Source organism: Streptomyces broussonetiae (assembly GCF_009796285.1).
Taxonomy (GTDB): Bacteria; Actinomycetota; Actinomycetes; order Streptomycetales; family Streptomycetaceae; genus Streptomyces; species Streptomyces broussonetiae.
On the sequence record NZ_CP047020.1, the window covers coordinates 1,095,003 to 1,116,481 of the forward strand.

The 21,479-nt window shown below is 71.9% G+C and carries 20 protein-coding genes and 1 pseudogene; 10 read left to right on the forward strand and 11 right to left on the reverse strand.

Annotated features, from left to right (window positions below):
* Positions 1–158 precede the first annotated feature (158 nt).
* On the reverse strand, positions 159–1,385 hold the full coding sequence (locus GQF42_RS05325; protein ID WP_158918116.1) for a glycosyltransferase family 39 protein: 1,227 nt from the start codon (positions 1,383–1,385) through the stop codon (positions 159–161).
* Positions 1,386–1,569: 184 nt separating this feature from the next.
* On the opposite strand from GQF42_RS05325, the gene GQF42_RS05330 reads away from it, so the two are divergent.
* A complete protein-coding gene (locus GQF42_RS05330; protein WP_158918118.1) occupies positions 1,570–3,015 on the forward strand; it encodes a glyceraldehyde-3-phosphate dehydrogenase in 1,446 nt (481 codons plus the stop codon).
* 100 nt (positions 3,016–3,115) lie between these two features.
* Here GQF42_RS05330 and GQF42_RS45660 read toward each other — a convergent pair whose 3' ends face one another.
* From GQF42_RS45660 to proS, 5 genes and pseudogenes are all read right to left on the reverse strand, one after another.
* A complete protein-coding gene (locus tag GQF42_RS45660; protein WP_158918120.1) occupies positions 3,116–3,520 on the reverse strand; it encodes a collagenase in 405 nt (134 codons plus the stop codon).
* Positions 3,517–3,738, reverse strand: coding sequence for a M9 family metallopeptidase N-terminal domain-containing protein (locus GQF42_RS45665; protein ID WP_233273251.1), 222 nt, complete (start codon positions 3,736–3,738; stop codon positions 3,517–3,519). The genes GQF42_RS45660 and GQF42_RS45665 overlap by 4 nt, the downstream gene beginning before the upstream one ends.
* 164 nt (positions 3,739–3,902) lie before the next feature.
* Positions 3,903–4,856 carry a LysR family transcriptional regulator gene (locus GQF42_RS05345; protein WP_158918122.1) on the reverse strand — a complete coding sequence of 318 codons (954 nt, stop codon included), beginning with the start codon at positions 4,854–4,856 and terminating at the stop codon, positions 3,903–3,905.
* 117 nt (positions 4,857–4,973) lie between these two features.
* Positions 4,974–5,826: pseudogene (locus GQF42_RS05350) on the reverse strand (imine reductase family protein).
* 136 nt (positions 5,827–5,962) lie between these two features.
* The gene (gene proS / locus GQF42_RS05355; RefSeq protein ID WP_158918124.1) at positions 5,963–7,375 is read right to left on the reverse strand and encodes a proline--tRNA ligase; all 1,413 of its coding nucleotides are present in this window, start codon (positions 7,373–7,375) and stop codon (positions 5,963–5,965) included.
* 138 nt (positions 7,376–7,513) lie between these two features.
* Here proS and GQF42_RS05360 point away from each other — a divergent pair, with 138 nt between their 5' ends.
* Together GQF42_RS05360 and GQF42_RS05365 are read left to right on the forward strand one after the other, a co-directional pair.
* On the forward strand, positions 7,514–8,083 hold the full coding sequence (locus GQF42_RS05360; RefSeq protein WP_158918126.1) for a TetR/AcrR family transcriptional regulator: 570 nt from the start codon (positions 7,514–7,516) through the stop codon (positions 8,081–8,083).
* An 83-nt stretch (positions 8,084–8,166) separates the two neighbouring features.
* Entirely contained in the window at positions 8,167–9,333 is a 1,167-nt protein-coding gene (locus tag GQF42_RS05365; protein WP_158918128.1) for a GDSL-type esterase/lipase family protein, read from the forward strand.
* Positions 9,334–9,371: 38 nt separating this feature from the next.
* Here the strand turns inward: GQF42_RS05365 and GQF42_RS05370 are convergent, their stop codons facing one another.
* Complete coding sequence (locus GQF42_RS05370; protein ID WP_158918130.1) at positions 9,372–10,100, reverse strand: class F sortase; 729 nt, start codon at positions 10,098–10,100, stop codon at positions 9,372–9,374.
* A gap of 305 nt (positions 10,101–10,405) precedes the next feature.
* Here GQF42_RS05370 and GQF42_RS05375 point away from each other — a divergent pair, with 305 nt between their 5' ends.
* From GQF42_RS05375 to GQF42_RS05390, 4 genes are all read left to right on the forward strand, one after another.
* The gene (locus tag GQF42_RS05375) at positions 10,406–10,936 is read left to right on the forward strand and encodes a hypothetical protein (protein WP_158918132.1); all 531 of its coding nucleotides are present in this window, start codon (positions 10,406–10,408) and stop codon (positions 10,934–10,936) included.
* A gap of 21 nt (positions 10,937–10,957) precedes the next feature.
* A complete protein-coding gene (locus GQF42_RS05380) occupies positions 10,958–11,488 on the forward strand; it encodes a hypothetical protein (protein WP_158918134.1) in 531 nt (176 codons plus the stop codon).
* A gap of 619 nt (positions 11,489–12,107) precedes the next feature.
* On the forward strand, positions 12,108–12,764 hold the full coding sequence (locus tag GQF42_RS47955; protein ID WP_456115199.1) for a Vgb family protein: 657 nt from the start codon (positions 12,108–12,110) through the stop codon (positions 12,762–12,764).
* Between the two features lie 117 nt (positions 12,765–12,881).
* Complete coding sequence (locus GQF42_RS05390) at positions 12,882–13,748, forward strand: SCO6745 family protein (protein ID WP_233273252.1); 867 nt, start codon at positions 12,882–12,884, stop codon at positions 13,746–13,748.
* Between the two features lie 495 nt (positions 13,749–14,243).
* Here the strand turns inward: GQF42_RS05390 and GQF42_RS05395 are convergent, their stop codons facing one another.
* Positions 14,244–15,455 (reverse strand): cytochrome P450, encoded by a 1,212-nt coding sequence (locus GQF42_RS05395; protein WP_158918140.1) that lies wholly within the window; start codon positions 15,453–15,455, stop codon positions 14,244–14,246.
* The gene (locus GQF42_RS05400) at positions 15,452–16,159 is read right to left on the reverse strand and encodes a cyclodityrosine synthase (protein WP_233273253.1); all 708 of its coding nucleotides are present in this window, start codon (positions 16,157–16,159) and stop codon (positions 15,452–15,454) included. Before GQF42_RS05400 ends, GQF42_RS05395 begins: the two co-directional genes overlap by 4 nt.
* Positions 16,160–16,386: 227 nt before the next feature.
* Here GQF42_RS05400 and GQF42_RS05405 point away from each other — a divergent pair, with 227 nt between their 5' ends.
* Complete coding sequence (locus GQF42_RS05405; RefSeq protein ID WP_158929804.1) at positions 16,387–17,223, forward strand: fructosamine kinase family protein; 837 nt, start codon at positions 16,387–16,389, stop codon at positions 17,221–17,223.
* Positions 17,224–17,230: 7 nt separating this feature from the next.
* Here GQF42_RS05405 and tap read toward each other — a convergent pair whose 3' ends face one another.
* Positions 17,231–19,678 carry a telomere-associated protein Tap gene (gene tap / locus GQF42_RS05410; RefSeq protein ID WP_158918142.1) on the reverse strand — a complete coding sequence of 816 codons (2,448 nt, stop codon included), beginning with the start codon at positions 19,676–19,678 and terminating at the stop codon, positions 17,231–17,233.
* Between the two features lie 16 nt (positions 19,679–19,694).
* The gene (locus GQF42_RS05415) at positions 19,695–20,099 is read right to left on the reverse strand and encodes a hypothetical protein (RefSeq protein ID WP_233273254.1); all 405 of its coding nucleotides are present in this window, start codon (positions 20,097–20,099) and stop codon (positions 19,695–19,697) included.
* 161 nt (positions 20,100–20,260) lie between these two features.
* Between GQF42_RS05415 and tgmA the strand changes: the two genes are divergently transcribed.
* Both tgmA and tgmB read left to right on the forward strand, forming a co-directional pair.
* Entirely contained in the window at positions 20,261–20,452 is a 192-nt protein-coding gene (gene tgmA / locus GQF42_RS05420; protein WP_158918144.1) for a putative ATP-grasp-modified RiPP, read from the forward strand.
* A gap of 17 nt (positions 20,453–20,469) precedes the next feature.
* Positions 20,470–21,453 (forward strand): ATP-grasp ribosomal peptide maturase, encoded by a 984-nt coding sequence (gene tgmB / locus GQF42_RS05425; protein ID WP_158918146.1) that lies wholly within the window; start codon positions 20,470–20,472, stop codon positions 21,451–21,453.
* Positions 21,454–21,479: the final 26 nt, after the last annotated feature.

The window sequence follows — 21,479 nt, forward strand, 5'->3', positions numbered from 1 at the left end:
TCAGCGCCTTGCTGACGGCACCGGTGCTCGCCACGCTGAGCCTGGGCCCCGTCGCCGGCCTCCGGTCCCTCCCGCCCCTCGGGCGGACGACACGGGCCTGACGACCCCGCACGGCTGCCGTGGGGCCGGGGCGGCAGCCGTGTGACAGCAAGCGGTGCCTAAAGCGGGGACTTGGCCACCGTCGTCACATAGGCGCCGAAGAGCAGGGAAGTGATGGTGAGGGCGCCGTAGACGAGCACTGCATGGGCCGGGCGCAGCCGCCAGGTCCGGGCGAGTGCACGAGCCATGGGGATGAGCAGCGGGAAGGCCGGCAGCAGGAAGCGCGGCTTGGAGGAGAAGGAGCCGGATCCGCCGACCGCGAGCAGGACCAGGACCCCCGAGAAGACCACCAGTGCCACCGGTGCCCGTTCCAGGCACAGCAGCGCGAAGAGCAAAACGCCCACCGCGACGATCACCAAGGCCACCGGGTAGACGACGCCTCCGCCGTGCAGCAGCAGGTCCTTGACGAACCGGGCCGAGCCGAGGCCGAAGTCGAACTTGGAGTCCCAGGCGCTCTGCACCTTGAAGTAGCCGCCGAGCAGGTCTCCGGTCTGGCTGCCCACCCACAGCACATAGCCGAGCCAGCCGAGCGGGGCCAGCACGGCGCCGGCCCACAGGCTCACCGGGACCCGGCCGCGGCGCTGCCACGCCTCCCAGGCGGCGGCGAGGGAGACGGCCCCGGCGATCGCGAAACCGCTCGGCCGGGCCAGGCCCGCCAGCGCCGCCAGCGATCCCGCCCACAGCCAGTTGCCCTTGAGCACGTGGTAGAGGGACCAGATGGCGAGCGCCGCGAACAGCGACTCGGTGTAGGCGATGGTCAGTTCGGCGGCGTGCGGCATGGCGGCCCACAGGGCGACCAGCGCGGTGGCGACGCCGCGTCCGTAGAGGTGGTGCCCGATGGCGTAGACGCCGTAGGCCGCCACACCCGCGCAGATCCAGGAGATCAGCAGCGCGGCCTGGCCCGGGGTCAGCGGCAGGACGGTCGTCAGTGCCCTGATCATGCCTGGATACAGGGGAAAGAACGCCCAGTCCGCCTGGACGGCACCCTGCGGAGTGATCCAGATCTTGTGGCCGTAGCCCTGGGCTGCGATGTGCAGGTACCAGCGGGAGTCCCAGGAGTGGGCGAGGGACTTGACGAGCGGGTGGCCCCGTAGCGCATTGGTGAGGATCATCGCCAGGACCCCGGCGAGCCGGACTGCCGCGAACAGAGCGAGGGCCGGCAGCACGCCCTCAGGGGTCCCTCGCCGGGCGATCCGGGGCAGAGCCGGACGGCGCGGGGGACCGGACGGAACGGCCGACTCGGGCCGAGGTACGGATGAGGTGCTCACCCTCTTGACCTTGAACACGCCTGGTAAGACGTGCAATCCGCGACCCGGGTTTCTTACGCACTTCCACCCTGATTCAGGAAATTCCTCCTTGTTTCAGAAACGGGACAAACCACCCCAGGCGACCCCCAGTCGACGGCTCCCGGAAAGATCGACGTAAGGTGTGGTTACCATATGAGCGCTGCCTAGCTCGAAAGATAGATCTGTGACTGTCAACGACGACTCGTTCACCAACTGGAAGATCCGCGAGGAGATCGCGGAGTCGATGATCCCGCTCATCGGGAAGCTGCACCGCGAGCGGGACGTCACCGTCCTGCTGCACAGCCGCTCCCTGGTGAACAAGTCGGTGGTCAGCATCCTCAAGACCCACCGCTTCGCCCGCCAGATCGCCGGCGCGGAGCTGTCGGTCACCGAGACCATGCCGTTCCTGCAGGCCCTGACCGCCCTCGACCTCGGGCCCGCGCAGATCGACCTCGGCCTGCTGGCCGGCATGTACAAGGCCGACGACCGCGGACTGAGCGTGGCGGAGTTCACCGCCGAGGCGGTCGCCGGTGCCACCGGCGCCAACAAGATCGAGCGCCGTGAGCCGCGGGACGTCGTCCTGTACGGCTTCGGCCGCATCGGCCGCCTCGTCGCCCGCCTGCTGATCGAGAAGGCCGGTTCCGGCAACGGTCTCAGGCTGCGTGCCATCGTCGTCCGCGGCGGTGGCGCCCAGGACATCGTCAAGCGCGCCTCGCTGCTGCGCCGCGACTCCATCCACGGCCAGTTCCAGGGCACGATCACCGTGGACGAGGACACCAGCACGATCGTGGCCAACGGCAACGCGATCAAGGTGATCTACGCCGACGACCCGAGCGCCGTCGACTACACCGAGTACGGCATCCGGGACGCCATCCTCATCGACAACACCGGCAAGTGGCGCGACCGCGAGGGCCTGTCCAAGCACCTGCGCCCCGGTATCGAGAAGGTCGTGCTCACCGCGCCGGGCAAGGGCGACGTCCCGAACATCGTGCACGGCGTCAACCACGACACCGTCAAGCCGGACGAGCAGATCCTGTCCTGCGCCTCCTGCACCACCAACGCGATCGTCCCGCCGCTCAAGGCGATGGACGACGAGTACGGCGTGCTGCGCGGCCACGTGGAGACCGTCCACTCGTTCACCAACGACCAGAACCTGCTGGACAACTACCACAAGTCCGAGCGCCGTGGCCGCTCCGCGCCGCTCAACATGGTGATCACCGAGACCGGTGCCGCCTCTGCCGTCGCCAAGGCCCTGCCGGACCTCAAGGCAAAGATCAGCGGCAGCTCGATCCGCGTCCCGGTGCCCGACGTCTCGATCGCGATCCTCAATCTCCAGCTGTCCCGGGAGACCACCCGCGACGAGGTCCACAACTACCTGCGTGAGGTCTCGCTGACCTCGCCGCTGCGCCGCCAGATCGACTTCACCACGGCGCCCGACGCGGTCTCCAGCGACTTCATCGGCTCGCGCCACGCCTCGATCGTGGACGCCGGCGCCCTCAAGGTCGACGGCGACAACGCGATCCTCTACCTCTGGTACGACAACGAGTTCGGCTACTCCTGCCAGGTCGTCCGCGTCGTCCAGCACGTCTCGGGCGTGGAGTACCCGACGTTCCCGGCGACGGCCGTCTGATCCCGCAGGCCTCGGACATGACGGCCGCCGACCGGGGTTTCCGGTCGGCGGCCGCCGTGTGTGGTACCCGGGCTACGGCCTTGGCCCGCACCGACGGGGCTCAGGCGCCCGCGGCGCACACGGTGAGCCACTGGTGGAACCCCGCGTCGTAGCGGGTGCCGATACCGTCGTGGTAGACGGCATACCCGCCGGCGTAGTCACCGGCGCGGAAGCGGGCGAGCATGCGCTGGACGTCGTCGGGGTGGTTCTCCGCCATGTGGCGCACGGCGAGGTAGCCCCACGGATAGGTGCGGGTCGTGTCGCTGTTGGCATAGGTGTTCTCGAAGAGCGTGCTCAGCTTGTACGTGTGTTTCGCGGCCTGGACGGCGGAGACGTACTGGCCGGGGACCGGCCCGCCGGCCTTGACTCGTAGGCGTTGGCCTGCGTGGCCACCGCGGGCCTGCTGGTCGGCGCTGTCGGTGAGGACGACCGTCTCGCCGAGGGTGTCGCCGTTGGCCGCCGTCACGTCGTAGCCGCCGTCACGTCGTAGGCGTGCGAGCGGGCGAAGAAGGTGTCCAGGCCGGCGGTGACGGCCGTGGTGCGACGGGAGGTGTACGGGCCCACGTCCGCCGAGTCGTTGAACTGCACGTAGTGCCCGGCCCGCAGGAACAGGACCAGTTGCTCCAGAGCGCCGGAGTCGTCACCGTGGTACTGCGCGGCCGTGCGGGTGAACGCGGCTGCCACGGTGAGTATCTGGGGTTCGCGGAAGATGTTGTGCGCGTCCTGGCCGGTTCACCGCGAAGAGGGTGTTCACGCAGTCCGTGGTGGAGGCCTGCACGAAGGACACGAGGGCGGAGCCGGTTACGGCTGCCGAGAAGAGATACGCCGACAGGTGTCGTCACCTGTCACTACGTGCCCGTGACGCTCCAGGTGCGCGAGGCCCAGGCCCTCAGGTGCGGGGCCTGGGCGACGAGATCGCGGTACGCGGCCAGGGCGGACTGGGACAGCGCCTCCAGCACCTCGTCGTCGACCGTGTCGGGCCGCCAGGCAAGTACGTAGCGGCACCACAGCGGCGAGCCGACCAGCGGCTTGACCACGACGTGCGGAATCGGCCGCAGCGTCGGCTGCACCAGGGACACCCCGAGACCGTCGGCGATCATGCTCTGCAGCTGGCCCTGGTCGCCGAGGAACTCATGGACCGTGACCGGGTCGAACCCGGCGGCCGCGCAGGCCTCGTAGAACACCCCGGGCCAGCCGGCCCCGTCGTCCGGGGTCACGAACCAGGCGTCCTCGGCCAGGTCCGCGAGCTGCACCTGGGCGCACTGACGCAGCCGGTGGCGCGCGGGCAGGGCGACGAACGTCGGCTCGGTGACGATTCCGCGGTGCTTCACCGCGTCCGAGTGGCGCAGCTCCATCCCCGGGTAGTCAGCGGCTATCGCGACGTCCGCGCCGCCCTCCTCCAGCAGTTCCACGATCCGTGAGGAGGCGTAGACGCTGGTGACCGCGAGGGGCAGGTCCGGCAGCCTGGTACGGACGCGGGAGACCGTGCCGGACAGCATGGGCGAGTTGGTCGCGGCCACGCGCAGGGTACGGCGGGGCCGTGCGGCGGGCGCGCGGTGCCCGATGGCGTCGGCACGGGCCAGCACGTCGCGGGCCCGTGCAACCACCTCCGCGCCGTAGGAGGTGGGGCGCACTCCGCTCGTGCCGCGTTCGAAGAGCGGCTCGCCGAGGAAACGCTCGATGCGGCGCAGCTGGGTGCTCACGGCGGGCTGCGAGTAGCCGAGGTGTGTCGCCGCCCGACCCACACTGCCGGCGTCGGCGATCGCGCACAGCACCCGCAGATGCCGCAGCTCCAGCTCCATCGCGCCCCTCCTCGTCGCGTCCGCCCCTCGCACCACCTGCGCTCACCACCACGCCGCCCCTGGTCAGGCCCGGCGGACGAAGCGTTCCATTGTGCCCTACCGGACACAAGCCGCAGGTCAGCCGACGTCACGTCGCCGCGGGCGCGTCCGTCGCCCGCGCGGGTGCGGACCGTCCCTCGCGTCATCGGCCCAGTTCCGGCCCAGTACCTCCGCGACCCGGATGAATCCGTCCGTGCCGTGACCGAGGCCGATGGCGCGTCGGGCCATGCCCTCCGCCGCACGCATCACGCCCGCGTCGATGCCGTGCGACTCGGAGAGGGCGACGACGTGGGACATGCTCGAGACGGCCGAGGTGATGGGGTTGATCGCCCCGGAGTAGGTGCCCTCGTCGGCGTCCTGGGCGAACCCGGCGAACAGCGGTGGCAGGATCGCGCCGATGCCCTGCGCGAAGGGCGCCAGCTCCCCGGCGGTGACGCCCTCCGCCCGGGCGATGGCCACGGCGTGCGCGTAGCCCGCCATCGCGGTCCAGAAGATGTCCAGCAGCGCGATGTCGAACGTGGCCGCACGCCCGATCTCCTCGCCGAGGTGGGTGTGCGTCCCGCCCAGCGTCTCCAGCACGCGGCGGCGCTCGTCGTACAGGGCCTGCGGCCCGCTGTGCAGGAAGACGGACTGAGGCGTTCCGATGCTGGGCGCCGGGGTCATGATCGCGCCGTCGAGGCAGCGGATCCCGTGGGCGGCGGCCCAGTGCGCCGTGTCCCGGGCGCGCGCCGGGGTGTCGGCGGTGAGGTTCACGACGGTACGGCCCTTGAGCGCGTCGGTGACGGGCTCGGGCCGCAGCAGCGCGTCGGCCGCGTCGTAGTCCACCACACACTCGGGCCAGTTCGTGTGCTAAGACTCCGGCCGGTGACGGCCTCGAACTCCTGAAGCCACGGCCAGGGGAGAGCGCCCACTGCGAAGTCCGCCGCCGCATCCCGGCGGCGGGCAGCAAGCGGCACCCAGGCCAACGGTGCGAAAAAAGTGGGTATGCGAGAGGGGCGGCCCGCGCCGGCAGCACGAACCGCCCCTCAGCAGGGACCTCGGTCGGGTGGTCAGGCCCTCGGCCCTCCTCAGTAGGCCCGACCCACCACCGCGACGACCCCCGGCTCGTCCTCACTCGCCGGCACCGAGTCGTCCGCCGCCACCAGGCACCGCACGGTCAGACCCTGCTCGTTCAGCCTGGCCTCGCCGGCCGGCCCCAGCACGGCCCAGGGGAGGCGGGCCCAGCCGGTACTCGCCGCCTCGACGGCCTCCTCGAGCGTGGTCACCTCGACCGTGCGGTCCTCGCGGCGACGGCGGGACTGCGCCAGCAGCAGCGCCTGGTCGTCCTCCAGCGCCCCGGGCAGCAGTGCCGGCAGCGCCGCGGCGGCAACGGGCTCCTTGCTGCCCGGAATGCGGCGCACCAGTACGGCGGTGCCGTGCTCCAGGTCGCGCGGGCCCACCTCGATGCGCATGGGCACACCCTTCAGCTCCCAGTCGACCGCCCGCCGGCCGAACGGCACGTCCGTGCGGTCGTCGACCTGGACGCGTACACCCGCCTCCGTCAGCCGGTCGCCCAGCGCGCGGACTGCGGACAGCACGTCCTCGTCGCCCTTCACCGCCAGGACCACCGCCTGGACCGGGGCCAGCCGGGGCGGGACGCGCAGCCCGTCGTCGTCACCGTGCGTCATCACCAGCGCGCCGATCATGCGGGTGGTGGAGCCCCAGGAGGTCTGCCAGACGTGCTCCTGCCGCCCGTCCTTCGACACGTACTGCGTGTGGAAGGCCCTGGCGAAGTTCTGGCCCAGTTCGTGGCTGGTGACCATCTGGAGGGCTTTGCCGTCGCCCATCATGCTCTCGAGCGTGAGGGTGTTGACCGCGCCGGCGAACCGCTCCCGGACCGTCTTGCGCCCGGAGACGAAGTCCATGGCGAGGACCTCGCGCAGGAAGTCGCCGTAGACCTCGCTCTGGACGCGGGCCGCGAAGTCCCGGGCCTCCTCGTACGTGGCGTGCGCCGTGTGGCCCTCCTGCCACAGGAACTCGGTGGTGCGCAGGAACAGGCGCGGGCGCAGTTCCCAACGCACCACGTTGGCCCACTGATTGATGAGCAGGGGCAGATCCCGGTAGCTCTGGATCCACTTGGCGAAGTACTCGTTGACGATCGTCTCGGAGGTGGGGCGGACCACGACGGGTTCCTCCAGCTGCTTGCCGCCCGCATGGGTGACGACCGCCAGCTCGGGCGCGAAGCCCTCGACGTGCTCGGCCTCCCTCGTCAGGTACGACTCCGGGATGAGCAGCGGGAAGTACGCGTTCTGGGTGCCGGTGGCCTTGATCCGGGCGTCCATCTCCTGCTGCATCCGTTCCCACAGGCCGTACCCGTACGGTCGGATGACCATGGTGCCGCGCACCGGGCCGTTGTCGGCCAGCTCCGCCTTGGCGATCAGGTCCTGGTACCAGCGCGGGAAGTCGTCCGCCCGAGGCGTGAGAACGGGTGCTTTTGCCATGCCGGGCAGGCTAGGACGACCGGTCGCCGCTGCGCGAACCAATTCTCCTGGCCCCGAGACGGTTGCTATAGGCCACGCTCATTTGCCTAAAGCTTTTAGGCATGCACATAATTGATTTCATCAGAGGGGAGAGAGTTTATGGTTCGCGCAGGTCTGAGTACCGAGCGCCTGGTCCGGGCCGGCGCCGAGCTGGCCGACGAGGTCGGCTTCGAGCAGGTGACCGTGTCCGCGCTGGCCCGGCGGTTCGACGTCAAGGTCGCGAGCCTGTACTCGCATCTCAAGAACTCCCAGGACCTCAAGACCCGTATCGCGCTGCTCGCCCTGGAAGAGCTGGCCGACCGCGCCGCCGAGGCGCTCGCGGGCCGGGCCGGCAGGGATGCCCTGACGGCGTTCGCCGACGTGTACCGCGACTACGCCCGTGCGCACCCCGGCCGCTACGCGGCGACCCGCCATCCGCTCGATCCCGCTGCCGCGGCGGCGAGCGCGGGCGGCCGGCACGCGCTGATGACCCGGGCGATCCTGCGCGGCTACGACCTGAGCGAGCCCGACGAGACCCATGCGGTCCGTCTGCTCGGCAGCGTCTTCCACGGCTACGTGAGCCTGGAGACGGCCGGCGGATTCAGTCACAGCGCCCCCGACTCGCAGGAGTCCTGGACACGCATCCTGGAAGCCCTCGACTCCCTGTTGCGCAACTGGCCGGCCCCCTGAGCCTCTGCACGCCACTCCCCCGCTCCTTCTCCTTCTCTTCGCTTCTCTTCGCTTCGCATCTCTCTTCGAATCAGGCCGACACCATGCACACCACGCCTCTCACCCCGGAACTCCTGCGCGGCGCACTCGACTGGGAAAACACCGCGCACGGGCTGCTGCCGCACCGGCTGCCCGCCCGCGCCCGCACGCAGTGCGCCGACCCGCAACTGGCCATGGCGGAGTCCCAGCCCTCCGGCGTACGACTGGTCTTCCGCACCCGCGCGACCACCGTCGAGCTGGACACCCTGCCGACCAAGCGGGTCTACGTCGGTGTGCCGCCACGTCCGGACGGCGTGTACGACCTGCTCGTCGACGGACGGCTCACCGGCAGCGGCCGGGTCGAGGGAGGCAACACGCTCACGATCGACATGACGACCGGCAGTTTCGAGCACCGGGCCGGCCCGGTCGGCACCCTCCGCTTCACCGGGCTGCCCGACACGGTCAAGGACGTGGAGATCTGGCTGCCGCACAACGAGACGACCGAACTCGTCGCGCTCAGGACCGACGCGCCGGTCGAGCCCGTGGCGGACCGGGGCCGCAAGGTGTGGCTGCATCATGGCAGTTCGATCAGCCACGGCTCCGACGCGGCGAGCCCGACCACCACCTGGCCGGCACTCGCCGCCGCACAGGGCGGGGTGGAGCTGATCAACCTGGGGCTGGGCGGCAGCGCCCTGCTCGACCCGTTCACGGCGCGCACCTTGCGCGACACCCCTGCCGACCTGATCAGCGTCAAGCTCGGCATCAACCTGGTCAACGCCGACCTGATGCGGCTGCGGGCGTTCGGCCCCGCGGTGCACGGCTTTCTCGACACCGTCCGCGACGGCCACCCCAACACGCCGCTGCTCGTCGTCTCGCCGATCCTGTGCCCCATCCACGAGGACACACCGGGTCCCAGCGCCCCGGACTTCTCCTCGCTGCAGGAGGGACGGCTGCGGTTCCGGGCCGCCGGGGACCCGGCGGAGACGGCGGGCGGCAAGCTCACCTTGAACGTCATCCGGAAAGAGCTGGCCCGGATCGTGCGCGAGCGGGCGGCCGAGGACCGGAATCTGCACTACCTGGACGGCCGTGACCTGTACGGCGAGGCGGACTCCGCCGAGCTGCCGCTGCCCGACGACCTCCACCCGGATGCTGCCGCGCACCGCCGGATGGGCGAGCGGTTCGCCGCCCGGGCGTTCGCACCGGGCGGCCTGTTCGCGGACGGCGCCGTCTGAGACGTACGGGCCTTCTCAGGTCACTTGCACAGGCCGGCTCACTCGAGGTGGGCGAAGACGACGAGGTTGTCGGTGTAGTCCTTCGCCGCGTGGTCGTACGGTCCGGCGCAGGTGATCAGCCGGACCTCGGGACGTGACGCGTCACCGTACACGCGCTTGTTGGGGAAGTCGTCCTTGGCGAAGGTCTGGGCACTGTCCACGACGAAGTCGGCGTCGCGACCGTCGGCACGCTGCACGGTGAACTCGTCGCCGCTCTTCAGCTCGTCGAGGTTGGCGAAGACAGCCGGGGAGGTCGTGGTGTCGACGTGCCCGGCGATGATCGCGGTGCCCCTCTCGCCGGGTGCGACGCCCTTGGCGTACCAGCCGACGAGGTTGGTGTCGTCGGCCGGTGGGGGCTGGAGCTGGTTCCCGGCGCCGATGGCCAAGGTGGTGAAGGGAGCGTCCACGTCGATCTTCGGAATGACCAGGCGGGTCGGTGCGGACCGGGGCAGGTCGGGGCCGTCCTGCTGAGGATCGGTCCGCCGCGGCTCGGTCTGCAGGGACTCGGAGTGCCGGGGCTCGGTCTGCCAGGGCTCGGTCTGCTGCCGGTCTGCCGTCGCGCCGGCGCCCGAAGCACGGGAGCTCGGCGAAGCGCCGCTCGGCCGGTAGTGGCCGCCGAGCACGCTGACGAAGAGGGCGACGATCGCCACGATCCACAGTGTCAGGCGCCCGCCGCGGCCGGAACTGCGCTCGTCGGCGGAGGTCGGGGAGGAGGGATCTGCTGCCATCGGACACCACCTCGCTCAGGCACGGCAGCACGGAAAATCAGAAACAGGGGGTCGAACGAGGGCACCGGTGCTCACGGCCCGGCGTGCCCGGCGTACGGGGAGGAACACGAAGACCGCTCCCGGGCGGCGGACCGCCGACGTGGTGGGCTCGTCGGCGGCGGCCGCAGCCTCAGGAACGCCTCGTCGGATCAGGACGCCTGACCGGCCCTCCGGCGACGCACCAGGTAGACGCCCGCCGTGCCCACGGCCAGTACCGCCAGGCCGCCTGCGGTCATACTGGGACCGGCAAGCGCGCCGCCGCCCGTGTGCAGGCCACCACGCGGTTCATCGCGGCCACCACCGTCACGGCTACCGCCATCACGACCGCCGCCACTGCTGTCACGGCCACCACCGCTGTCACGACCACCGCCACTGCTGTCACGACCGCCACCACTGTCACGGCCGCCGCCACTGCTGTCACGACCGCCACCACTGTCACGACCGCCACCACTGCTGTCACGACCACCGCCGCTGTCACGACCGCCACCGCTGTCACGGCTGCCGCCGCCATCACCGCCGCGGTCACCGTTACCGCCGCCGTCATCACTCCGTACTGCGGCGAGGGCGCCACCACCGGCGTGCACGCCACCACGCAGTCCGTCGCCCCCGCGGTCGTTCTCCCCACCGCGGTCCCCACCGCGGCCGCCGTCGCCACCCCGGCCGCGGTCACCGCCGCCGTCACCGCCGCGGTCCCCACCCCGGTCACCGCCACGGTCACCGCCACGGTCCCCACCCCGGTCGCCACCGCCGTCACCGCCGCGGTCGCCGTCACCGCCGTGGTCGTCACCCCGTACTAGGGCGAGGGCGCCACCGCCCGCGTGGACGCCGCCACGCAGCCCGCCGTCCCCACCGCGGTCACCGCCTCGGTCCCCACCGCGGTCCCCACCGCGGTCGCCGCCACGGTCCCCTCCCCGGTCACCGCCACGGTCCCCTCCCCGGTCACCGCCGCGGTCGTTGTCCCCACCGCGGCCGCCGTCGCCGCCCCGGCCGCGGTCACCGCCGCCGTCACCGCCATGGTCATCACCGCGCACGAGGGCGAGGGCTCCGCCACCTGCGTGAATTCCCCCGCGTACCTCGTCGTGTCCGCGGCCGTTCTCGTTGCCGTCTCCGCGATTGTTGTTGTCGCGGCCGTTGTCGTAGTTCCGGCCGTTGTCGTAGTTGGACCCTCCGTCGCGATTGCCGTCGCGACCGCGGTCCTGGCTGTAGGAGGAGTCGTCGCGGCCCCCGTCGTCTCCCAGATGGGCGGCGGCGAGCGCGGCGCCGGGCGTAGCGAAGGCAACGGCGGCAGTGACGGCCGCCGAGGCCAGGAGCCTGCGGGCAGAACGCATAGCGATGTCCTTCCGTCGTGACCGGGCAGCGGATACGTCATCAGCTGAAGAGACCCGACCTCGACATGAACCACCGTCAGCGAGGGCCCGAACTCCCACCATCCGAGCCACCCACCCGGGTTATCGAGCCACCCGTCTGCCCCAGTGATCGCTCTGTTCAAGCCTCCATCCGGGGGAATCCACCGGCGTGGCGCCCCCGTCGCGCGGCGCATCCTGCCCCAGTGATCGCTCTGTTCAAGCCTCCATCCGGGGGAATCCACCGGCGTGGCGCCCCCGTCGCGCGGCGCATCGCCGTTACGTCACCCGCGTCGCACCGGGTGTCCGCCGGCCCGGCATCGCGGTCGACCGTCTCGCGGCCCGGTGCGGAGCGCATGGCCTCCACTGCCCGGCCACGCTCGCGGCGCGGCGGCGCGCTGTGCATCGGCCGGCCTCGGAGGCCGCCGCCGACTCGGTGCCCGCCACGTTCCGGCGCCCGGCAGCCACGGCGTCGTACCGCGTGGGCGTGGCGTCGTACCGTGTGGGCGTGGCGTCGTACCGCGTGGGCATGGCGTCGTAATCCGTCTGCCACGGACGGCGCGTACGTCCGCACGAGCGGCCCTAGCCTGAATTCGACATTCCATCAGATTCCGGCCGTTCCCCGGTGGGTCGCCCGCCGAGAAGGGGAGCCCATGTCCGAGACCACCCTCGTCCGGCGGCTGCTGTCGGCGGCACTGGGTGCGCTGATCGGTGTCACCACCCTCGCCGCTCCGGCCCGGGCCGCCGATGTCGGCGAGGTGACGGAACATCCGGTCACCACCGCGCCCGACAGCGGCCCCACCGGCATCACCACCGGACGGCCATCGCGCCGGGCGCGGACGGCGCCCTGTGGTTCACCGAGTTGGTCGCCGGGAAGGCCGGCCGGATCACCACAACGGGCCGGATCACCGAATTTCCGCTGCCCAGCGACTCCGAACTGCCGGGCGGCATCACCGCCGGACCGGGTGGCATGTGGCTGACCGCCGCCGGCTCGATCGCCGTCGAACGGATCGGGTCCACCGGTCGCGTCACCCGGTTCCCGCTGCCCGGGCCCGGCAGCGGCCCGAGCGGCATCACTCGCGGACCCGACGGCGGGATCCGGTACGCGGACCAGTCCGGCCGGATCGGCAGGGTCGACGCGCAGGGCAGGGTGACCGCCTTTCCCGTGCCGGACGGCAGCACCAAGGTCCCCTTCCGACTGGCCTCCGGACCCGACCGGGCCGTGTGGTTCACCGGGCTGATCGGGAACAGCATCGGCCGCGTCCAGGCACTGCCCGGCTGAATCCCGACGACGACGGCTTCACCTGCCCGCCCCTCTTGTTATGACCGCTGTCATAACGCAGGCTGGTGCCGACAGTACGGCAGGCCGACGCGGTGGGAGGAAGCAGTGGCGGAGGGAATGGCACGTGCACTGTGGGAGCGGTACGAGCCGGTGCACGATCTCGTGTACTTCGCGCCGGAGGTGCGCCGGACAGCGGACGCGCTCGGGCTGCGCGGGTACTGGATGGGGTACTTCGCGTTGCGCGCCGCGCCGCTCGGCGCCGTGTCGCCGTCCGTGGTGACCAGTTGCTTCTACGTCTTCCACCCCGCCCGGGTGGCACGGGCCCTGCCGGACGCCTGGGCGTACGCGACGCCCGGCGAGGTGCTGACCGCCCGTCATGACGCCCTGGACGCGGCGATGACCGGCCTGTTCGGAGCGGACACGGTCGGCTCCGCCGACTTCGCAGAGGCGGCCGACCTCGCGTGGGAGGCCGCTGCCGCGGCGGACACCACCGGGCGGGTGCTGGCCGCCGCCAACCAGGCGCTGGAGCGCCCTGAGCGCCCCACCGCGCGCCTGTGGCAGGGCCTGACGACCCTGCGCGAGCACCGGGGTGACTCGCATGTAGCGGCTCTCGTGAGTCAGGGGCTCGGACCGGTCGAGGCGATGCTGCTGAAGGCGGCGGCCGGCGAGTCGGACGGGGAGTTCCTCCGGGAGACGCGCAAGTGGGAGCGGACGGACTGGGAGGCGGCGGGGGCCCGGCTGTGCGAGCGGGATCTGCTCACGGCGGACGGATCGCTCACCCCGGCCGGTACGGCCCTGCGCCTGCAGGTCGAGGCACTGACCGACGCGGCCGCCGAGCACCCGTGGACCGCACTGGGCGCCGGCCGCACCACCCGTCTGGCCGAACTGCTGGCCCCGCTGGCCCGCACCGTCGAAACGTCCGGGCTACTGCCGGCGGGCAACCCGGTGGGCATGACCCGGGGGTCGTACACCGCCACGCTCTGACAGGTCCCCGGCGAGCCCACCGAAGACCTCCGGCCCGGCATCACTCCCCGTAAGCCGCCGACCGGGCCGGGCAGGCCTGTCGGGAAACCGCCCCGGACGAGACCCCGTGACCCGCCGGCCACACCGGTGAACCCCACCGGCGACACCCGGCGGAACCGTCCGGGACCTGCCCCAAGGCCCCGGCGGCGTGCACCCCCCTGGGGAACCGGGCGGTGAGCCGCCCCGGCCCACGCACCACCCGCCACCGGCCGGAACGGAACCCGCGAGAACGCCGCCGCGCACCCGGCGGACCCCGTCCACCACCGACCAAACCCTGCACAGGCCGCCGGGCAGCCGCCGCAAGCCCCGCGGCTGCCGCCCCGGACCGGGGAACGAGACCGTAGGCGGCCCCGTTGCCGTGCTCGCCCGCCTCCCCTCGGCAGCCCGCCCGGATCCCCGCACGGTTGGCGGGCGGGGATCGGGGCGGGTGGGCCTGGAGCCGGGGGCGGCCAGTCGTTACCAGGTCACCGGTAGCCGTTCGGGAATGCGCTTCATGAAGCCGGTGCGCCATACCAGTTGGCCGGGTGGTACGGCGAGTGCGAGGTCCGGCAGGCGGTCGAGGAGGACCTCCAGGGCGATGCGGGCGTGGGTGCGGCCGAGCGCGGTCGCGGGACAGTAGTGGGCGCCGCCACCGAAGGAGAGGTGGTCGGCGGTGTTGTCGCGGTGGATGTCGAAGCGGTGCGGGTCGGGGAACTTGGCCGGGTCGAGGTTGGCTCCCTCGACCAGCACCAGGACCAGTTCGCCCGCGCGTACGTCGACGTCGCCGAGCCTGACGTCCTTGAGGGCGAGGCGCGGCAGGGCGTCGCCGATCGAGAGGTTGACCCGCAGCAGTTCCTCCACGCCGGGGCCGATCAGGTCGGGGCGGTCCCGCAGGAGGTCGCGGGCGATGGGGTGGGTGAGCAGGTAGACCAGCGCCATCGCAAGGAACCCCGAGGTGGAGATGACCCCGGCGCCGAACAGGGTGACGCCGACGGTGGCCAGCATCTCGTCGCTCACGTGCGCCTGGTCGGGATCGTCGCGCAGGGCGGCGAGTTCGCCCATCAGGCCGTGCGTCGCCGGATCGTCGAGCAGCGCCGCCATCCGGGCGATGTCCCGGTCCCAGTTGATCCGCGCGCCGGTGATCGGGCACGGCGCGTTCATGAAGGCGATGTCCAGACTGCGCAGGAAGGCCGGGGCCTCGGTCTGCGGGATGCCGAGGATGCGGCAGTGCATGCCCGCCGAGTACGGCTCGCAGAACGCGCCGCGCAGGTCGGCCGTAGGGCCGTCGGCAAGCAGCCGGTCCACCAGACGGTGGGCGTCCTCGCGCAGCCATTCCATCAGGCCGGGCGACTTCGGGTTGAGCGCCTTCATCACGGCCCGGCGCAGCCCGGCTCCGGTGATGTTGCCCATGTTGTTCACGACCTCGGGCGGGATCGTGAGCGCGTACTGCCGGGGAACCCCGGGCGCCGAGGTGTCCTTCAGGGAGAACCTGTCGTCCTTCAGTACCTGCGCGCACAGTTCGTACGACGACACCAGCCAGGCCTCGTCGCCGGCGATGGTCCGCACGCGCCGTACGGGGGTGACGGCGCGTATGTCCTCGACCTCGGCGGGGACTTGGGTGCCGTCCCAGGAGAACGGGAAGTCGAGCAGGAGAGGGTGGGCGGCGCGGATACCGGTGGCGGTGGTCATGCGGCGGTTCCTTCGGGGGCGGGGGTGACGACGGCGTGGCCCTGGTTGCGGGAGGCGCGCAGACCGGCGCCACGGGAGTACAACAGCTCGGCCATCGGCAGCAGTTGGTGATAGCAGTTGAGCGAGGAGGGCACCTGGAGGATGGCCGGAGTGTCCAGGAACAGCGGAGCCTCGGCGCACACGTACTCCAGGCACACGGCCCGCAGCCGCTCGGTCGGTTCCTCTCCGCGGGCGGTGAGGAACCGATTCACCAGGGTGTCGCAGACGGCCCGGAAGGCACTGTCGGAGCCCAGCCGCGCCGTCAGTTGCCGGTGGATCTCCTGGTAGGCGGGGTTGGTGCGGAACTCCGACATCGGGTGCCAGTCCAGCCGCAGGCCGTCCGGGTCGGCCCGGGTCACCGCGTCCCTCACCTTGGCGCGCACCCCGCGCAGGTTCTTCACCGCCTTGCGCCGGGCCTCGTCCGGTGGATAGCCGGACGCCTCGTACCGCTCGGCGACGTACAGGTCGGTGTAGACGAAGTCGACCCTGTCGAAGTGGTCCAGTCCCCAGCGGGCGAGGTCATGCAGGCGATGGGCCGAGAAATAGCTGTTTCCCGGGGACACGCCGATCACGGCGTGCGCGCCCTCGCCCAGGATGACCTCGCAGTGGGAGGTGTACGGCTGGACTTCGAAGACGTCGGCCATCAGCACGGATGCTGTGGTCACAGAGGGAATCCTCCGCCGCGCGCTAGTCCCGTCGGGGCCCTGTGCCCCTGGTGTGGCTGTGCGGCGCCCTCACGCTAACCGTACTGGATCAGTACGGGCAGTTACTGCCTGGTTTTGGCTCGAAACAGTCGTAGCAACGCTCGAAGTTCCGTGCATCGTGCATGTGTTGAGCGCCGTACTCTTGGGCCGTGGTCTATCGAGACGAGCCTCACGAGGATCCGGCGCGGGTGGCGTCCCGGCTCACCGGGCGCCCGGTCACCGGCGCGCCGGCGGGGTCCGGATCGCCCGCCGAAGTGACGCTGGCCTGCGGCACCCGGGTGATGGTCAAGCGCGCAGACTCCCCCGGCGCCGTACGGGCCGAGGTGGCCGGGCTGCGCTGGCTGGCCGCGGCGGACGCGGTCCGGGTGCCGGCGGTACTCGGACACGACGAGCACTGGATGGTGACGGAGCGGGTTCCGACCGGACGCCCGGGCCCCGAAGCAGCTCTGCGTTTCGGCCAGGCCCTGGCCGACCTGCACGCGGCCGGCGCACCCCGCTTGGGCGCGCCGCCGCCCGACGGCCCCGAGGACGCGTTCATCGGACTCGCCCCGATGCGCAACACGCCCGGCACCGACTGGCCCCGCTGGTACGCCGAGCACCGGGTGCTGCCGTATGTGCGCGGCGCGGTCGACCGCGCCGCGCTCGAGCCCGGCGAGGCAGCCGTGTTCGAGCGGGTCTGCGCACGGCTGCCGGAGCTGGCCGGGCCGGCCGAACCGCCCGCACGGCTCCACGGCGACCTGTGGCACGGCAACGTGCTGTGGGGCGCCGACGGGGAGGTCCGGCTCATCGACCCGGCCGCGCACGGCGGACACCGCGAGACCGATCTCGCGATGCTCCAGCTGTTCGGCTGCCCCCATCTGGACCGGGTCCTGGCCGGATACGAGGAGAGGGCACCGCTCGCCGGGGGTTGGCCGGAACGGGTGGGCGTGCACCAGCTGTTCCCGCTGCTGGTGCACGCCGTGCTGTTCGGACGCGGCTACGCGGAACAGGCCCTGACGGTGGCGCGGAACGCGCTCGCGAGGTGAAGCGGGGCTACTCCTCCGCGTCCGGTGCGGTGATCTGCCCGGACTTGATGTAGCGGGCGAGATTGAGATGGTCGCCGTGCTCCTCGCGCAGGCCCTCCGCCCACAGCACGCTCTGCGTGCCCTCGTGCTTGACCATGCCGGGGCTCACCCCGAGCCGGAAACCACCGGGCAGCGGCTTGCCGTCCCGGTAGGGCAGGAAGTCGAGGGGGGTCGGGCCCGCGGAGGCGTACACCGCGCAGTCGGAGAGCACCGCTACCGGATACTGGCCGGTGGCGCGGGCGGTGGCGAGCATCTTGCGGTGCATGTTGACCCGGGCCTTGGAGATGACCGCGGCCCGGATGTCCGGGCGCCAGGTCGGCCGGTCCAGCGCCGGCCACCGCTCCCCCGGCCGCCAGCCGGAGCGGCCCCGCTCGCGCAGCTTGCCGATGCCGCCCTTGACCGTGGCCTTGATCGCCGACAGCGCGAGCGCGAGCTGCGGGTCGCGGTCCTTGTGGCCGTCCATCGCCGCGAGGAAGTCCTCGGGCGCCATACCGGTGACGACGCCGAGGTCGGCCATCGTGGCGACGTACGCGTCACGCAGCCTGGCGTACCAGGAGTCCAGGTACGGGCCGTGCTCGGGACGGACGTACGCCTCCAACGGCGCGACCTCGTAGCCGAGTTCGAGGGCGTACGCCACGGTCGGCGTCGCGTACCAGGCCGCGCCCTCGGGCGGCTCGCCGTCCGGTGTGAAGGGGCTCGGCAGCCGGGTGTCGAGCCGGACGTGCGAGAGGTCGACCAGCCAGGAGCCGGGCAGCGCCGGATCGAACCGGGGGTTGTGCACATGGACCGGCGCGCCGAGGCCGACGACGGTGCGGTTGGCCGCCGCCGCAAACGCCATGTTGACGTCGATGCCGACGAGGTACGGCTGCATGCACTCCTCGTCGGTCAGCGGCCGGGCCCAGTCGTAGGCCTCCTCGCAGAGCATCTCGCCCGGGGTGCGCTCGTGGAAGCGGGGCAGATGGGCGAGGAGCGGATGCCCGTCCGGGGCCTCGCAGGGCGCGCAGTCGACGGCCTCGGTCAGGGCACCCGGGTTCGGCGCGGACACCCACTGCCCGTGCTCGTCGCGCACCGCGCGGGTCGGCGGGTGCAGGGCGGTCATCAGCTCCAGGCCCGTCACGGCCGTGGAACCGCACGGGGTGAGGACGCGGGTGGCGTACGCGCCGAGGACATGGGCGAGTTCGGCGGGGGGCAGGGTGGCCGCGTCGCCCCAGTACCGGCTGTCCAGCGCGTTCCAGGACGGCATGCAGAAGTGGACGCTGTTGCGCCGGCTGCCCTCGGCGGGTCGGTAGACCCAGGCCCAGGGACCGAAACCGCGCCGGGTGAGCCGCCAGTCGGCCTTGAGCACCTGCCGGACGGCCTTGTGCGTGTCGGGGATCCGTCCGGCGAGCCGCTCCTCGTCACTCAGCCTCGCAGGCAGCCCGTAGCGCACACACGCCGACTCGGTGAGGACGACGAGGGGGTCGGCGTCCTTGCCCGACCGGTGCAACCGGGGCTGTCCGAGCCGCGCCTCGGTGAGCGCCCACTCCACCAGCGCGGGCAGTGAGGCGGCAGGCACGTCGAGCACGAGCCCGCCGACGCAGTACGCGCTCACCCGGCCGTCGTCAGCGGCGTCGACCACGGCGAGGGGGCCGTGCGCGAAGCGCGGGTCGGGAACCGAGCCGGCGGAGGCGGTGGCGGTGGCGGTGGCACCGGTGCGGGACGCGCCAGAAGCGGCCCTCTTGGCGGAGGGACGCCGGACCGGGCGTCGTGCCGCCGGACCGGGGGCCGCTTCATAGGCTTGCGAGGCGGCGGCCGAGCCGGGCGCGCCGGGTCCGGACTCGGGCCGGGCGGAGGCTGCCGGTCCCTGCGAACCGACCGCCGGAGCAGGGGCTGTGTGCGCCGGACCGTGGAACTCCGGGACGGGCCGATGCATGCCTCCCGGAGCCGGGGCGGCATGGGACGAGTCACCGGGGTGCGTACCGGCCTGAGCGGTCGGCTGCCCGGGGGCGGCGCCCGGAGCGACCCTCGGGGGGTCTGCCGACTCGCCCGGCCCGGCGGGCGGCTCGGTGGACTCGGTGGGTGGGGTCTGCGGGCCGGGTGGTGTGGCTGACGCAGGACCCGGTGCGGGCGAGGGGTCCGCTGTGACGGCGCCCGGCGTGGTGGTGGGCCGGGGCGGGGCCGGGTAGCGCCGGGACAGGCCCTCGAGGAGACGGCGGTAGGCCTCCAGGCGGTCACCCCTCGGCTCGGCGCGGCCCGCCTCCCAGGCCTGGATGCTGGGCACGCGTACGCCGAGGGCCTGCGCGACCGCCGCCTCGGTCAGGCCGGCCGCCTCGCGCAGCCGCGCCCGCTCCGCCGGAGCGGGGAGCACGGTGCCGCCGTCCACGGCCGCGAGGAGCGAGTCCACCGCCGCGAACAGCTCATCGGGCTGGTCCGTCATTTCCACATCCGTCTTTCTACCGGACACCCTGGCGGATCTCTTCCAGCCGGGTCGTCAGCCGTTGGTGACGCTGCGAGGCGGCCTGGGAGGAGTTCAGCCCCTGGTGCCAGGCGATCTGCCGCCAGTCCATGCCCCGGCGCCGGGCCTCCATCACCACCTGGCTCTCCAGCCGGTCCAGTTGATGACGCAGGCCGTCGACGAGGCTCAGGGCGGCGCCGATGTCGTCCGCAGTGACGTCCGCCGCCGCGTCGTTCCCGGTGCTGCCGAGGTCCGCCGCCGACAGCAGCCGGCCGAGGAGCGCCGCGTCCTGGGCCACCCGGTGCGCCGGGGCGCCGTCGGCGCAGGCGTCGGCCGTGAGGGCGGCGAGGCGCAGTCGGGCGGCGGAGTGAACGTCTTCGGCGTCATCGGCGTCATGTGCCATGCGGGCCATGCTATCCCGCCCGCACAATGGGACAACGTTATGTTGTTTCCTTGTTCGAGCATCCTCACGGTACCGCCTCCGACCTGTGATTACGCAGCGTAAGGAAACCATTCACCCGTTCGATTCGTATAAGGACGTGAAAGCCGAACCAGGGAGAGACCATGCAACCGTTCACGCTCAACTACGCGCGGCCCGCTGTGCAGTTGGACGTCACCACTCCGTATGCGTACGACTCCGGACTGCAGTTGAACGTCCTCCCGGACGGGCGGATCGCCGCCACCGACCACGCGACGCTGAAAGCACTGGGGACGACGACGTCGACCGCCGGTTCCAAGACGCACTTCGACGACTGAAGCGCGGGCGCGGAACGATGACCGTACTCATCCTGACGAGTGAAGAGGACGTGACGGCGGACATGGTGGTCCTCCGGCTCGGCGAAGCCGGTGTGCCCGTCGTCCGGCTCGATCCCGCCGATCTGACCAACGGCGTGGCGCTGTCGGGCGAGTACGTGCGGGGCGCCTGGCACGGTCACCTGTCCGTCGGCGGGCGCCTGGTGAGCATGAGCGGCCTGCGTTCCGTGTGGGTGCGCAGGCCCGGCGCCGCAGCCACCCGCGCCGCCCACCCGTCGGCCTGGCTGACGGAGGAGTCCGCGCAGGCGCTGTACGGCATGCTGCGCTGCACCGACGCGCGCTGGATGAACCATCCGGACGCCGCCCAGCGGGCCCGCCACAAGCCCTGGCAACTGCATCTCGCCCAGCGCAGCGGCCTCCCTGTGCCGGCCACGCTGATCACGACGTTCCCGCAGGCGGCGCGGGAGTTCGCGGAGCGCTGTCCGGACCTGGTCGTCAAGCCGGTCTCCGGGGCGCATCCGCAGGAGCCGCCGCGTGCGGTGCCGACCAGCAGGGTGGCTCCTGACACGGACTTCGCGGCGGTCGCGTTCGGTCCGACGCTGCTTCAGCGGCGGATCGCCAAGCGCGCCGACATCCGGCTCACCGCCGTCGGCGACACCCTGCTGGCCGCGCGCAAACCCACCGCCCCCGACGCCCGTCCGGACGACGTGGACGTCCGCTTCACCCCGTCGGTCTCCCCCTGGCTGCCCGTGGACGTGCCACCGCGCATCGCGGAGGGCGTACGGCGGTACGTGAGGGGCGCGGAACTGGCATACGGCGCATTCGACTTCGCGGAGGACGCGGACGGGATCTGGTGGTTCCTCGAGTGCAACCAGTCGGGCCAGTTCGGTTTCGTCGAGATGGACACAGGTCAGCCGATCGCGGCGGAGATCGCCAAGTGGCTGGCCGGGGACGGGAATCCGGATCGCAGGTGTGCGGACGGCGACCGGAGCACAGCATCTTGAAGGTGCGGGGATCGGCTCTGAGAGAG

Coding starts and splice junctions, on each gene's coding strand:
- GQF42_RS05345 (WP_158918122.1), bottom strand. CDS start 4,856: ATGGAGCTGGAGCTGCGGCATCTGCGGGTGCTGTGCGCGATCGCCGAC.
- tgmB (WP_158918146.1), top strand. CDS start 20,470: ATGACCGTACTCATCCTGACGAGTGAAGAGGACGTGACGGCGGACATG.
- GQF42_RS05390 (WP_233273252.1), top strand. CDS start 12,882: ATGGCACGTGCACTGTGGGAGCGGTACGAGCCGGTGCACGATCTCGTG.
- tap (WP_158918142.1), bottom strand. CDS start 19,678: ATGACGGACCAGCCCGATGAGCTGTTCGCGGCGGTGGACTCGCTCCTC.
- GQF42_RS05360 (WP_158918126.1), top strand. CDS start 7,514: ATGGTTCGCGCAGGTCTGAGTACCGAGCGCCTGGTCCGGGCCGGCGCC.
- proS (WP_158918124.1), bottom strand. CDS start 7,375: ATGGCAAAAGCACCCGTTCTCACGCCTCGGGCGGACGACTTCCCGCGC.
- tgmA (WP_158918144.1), top strand. CDS start 20,261: ATGCAACCGTTCACGCTCAACTACGCGCGGCCCGCTGTGCAGTTGGAC.
- GQF42_RS05415 (WP_233273254.1), bottom strand. CDS start 20,099: ATGGCACATGACGCCGATGACGCCGAAGACGTTCACTCCGCCGCCCGA.
- GQF42_RS05395 (WP_158918140.1), bottom strand. CDS start 15,455: ATGACCACCGCCACCGGTATCCGCGCCGCCCACCCTCTCCTGCTCGAC.
- GQF42_RS05370 (WP_158918130.1), bottom strand. CDS start 10,100: ATGGCAGCAGATCCCTCCTCCCCGACCTCCGCCGACGAGCGCAGTTCC.
- GQF42_RS05365 (WP_158918128.1), top strand. CDS start 8,167: ATGCACACCACGCCTCTCACCCCGGAACTCCTGCGCGGCGCACTCGAC.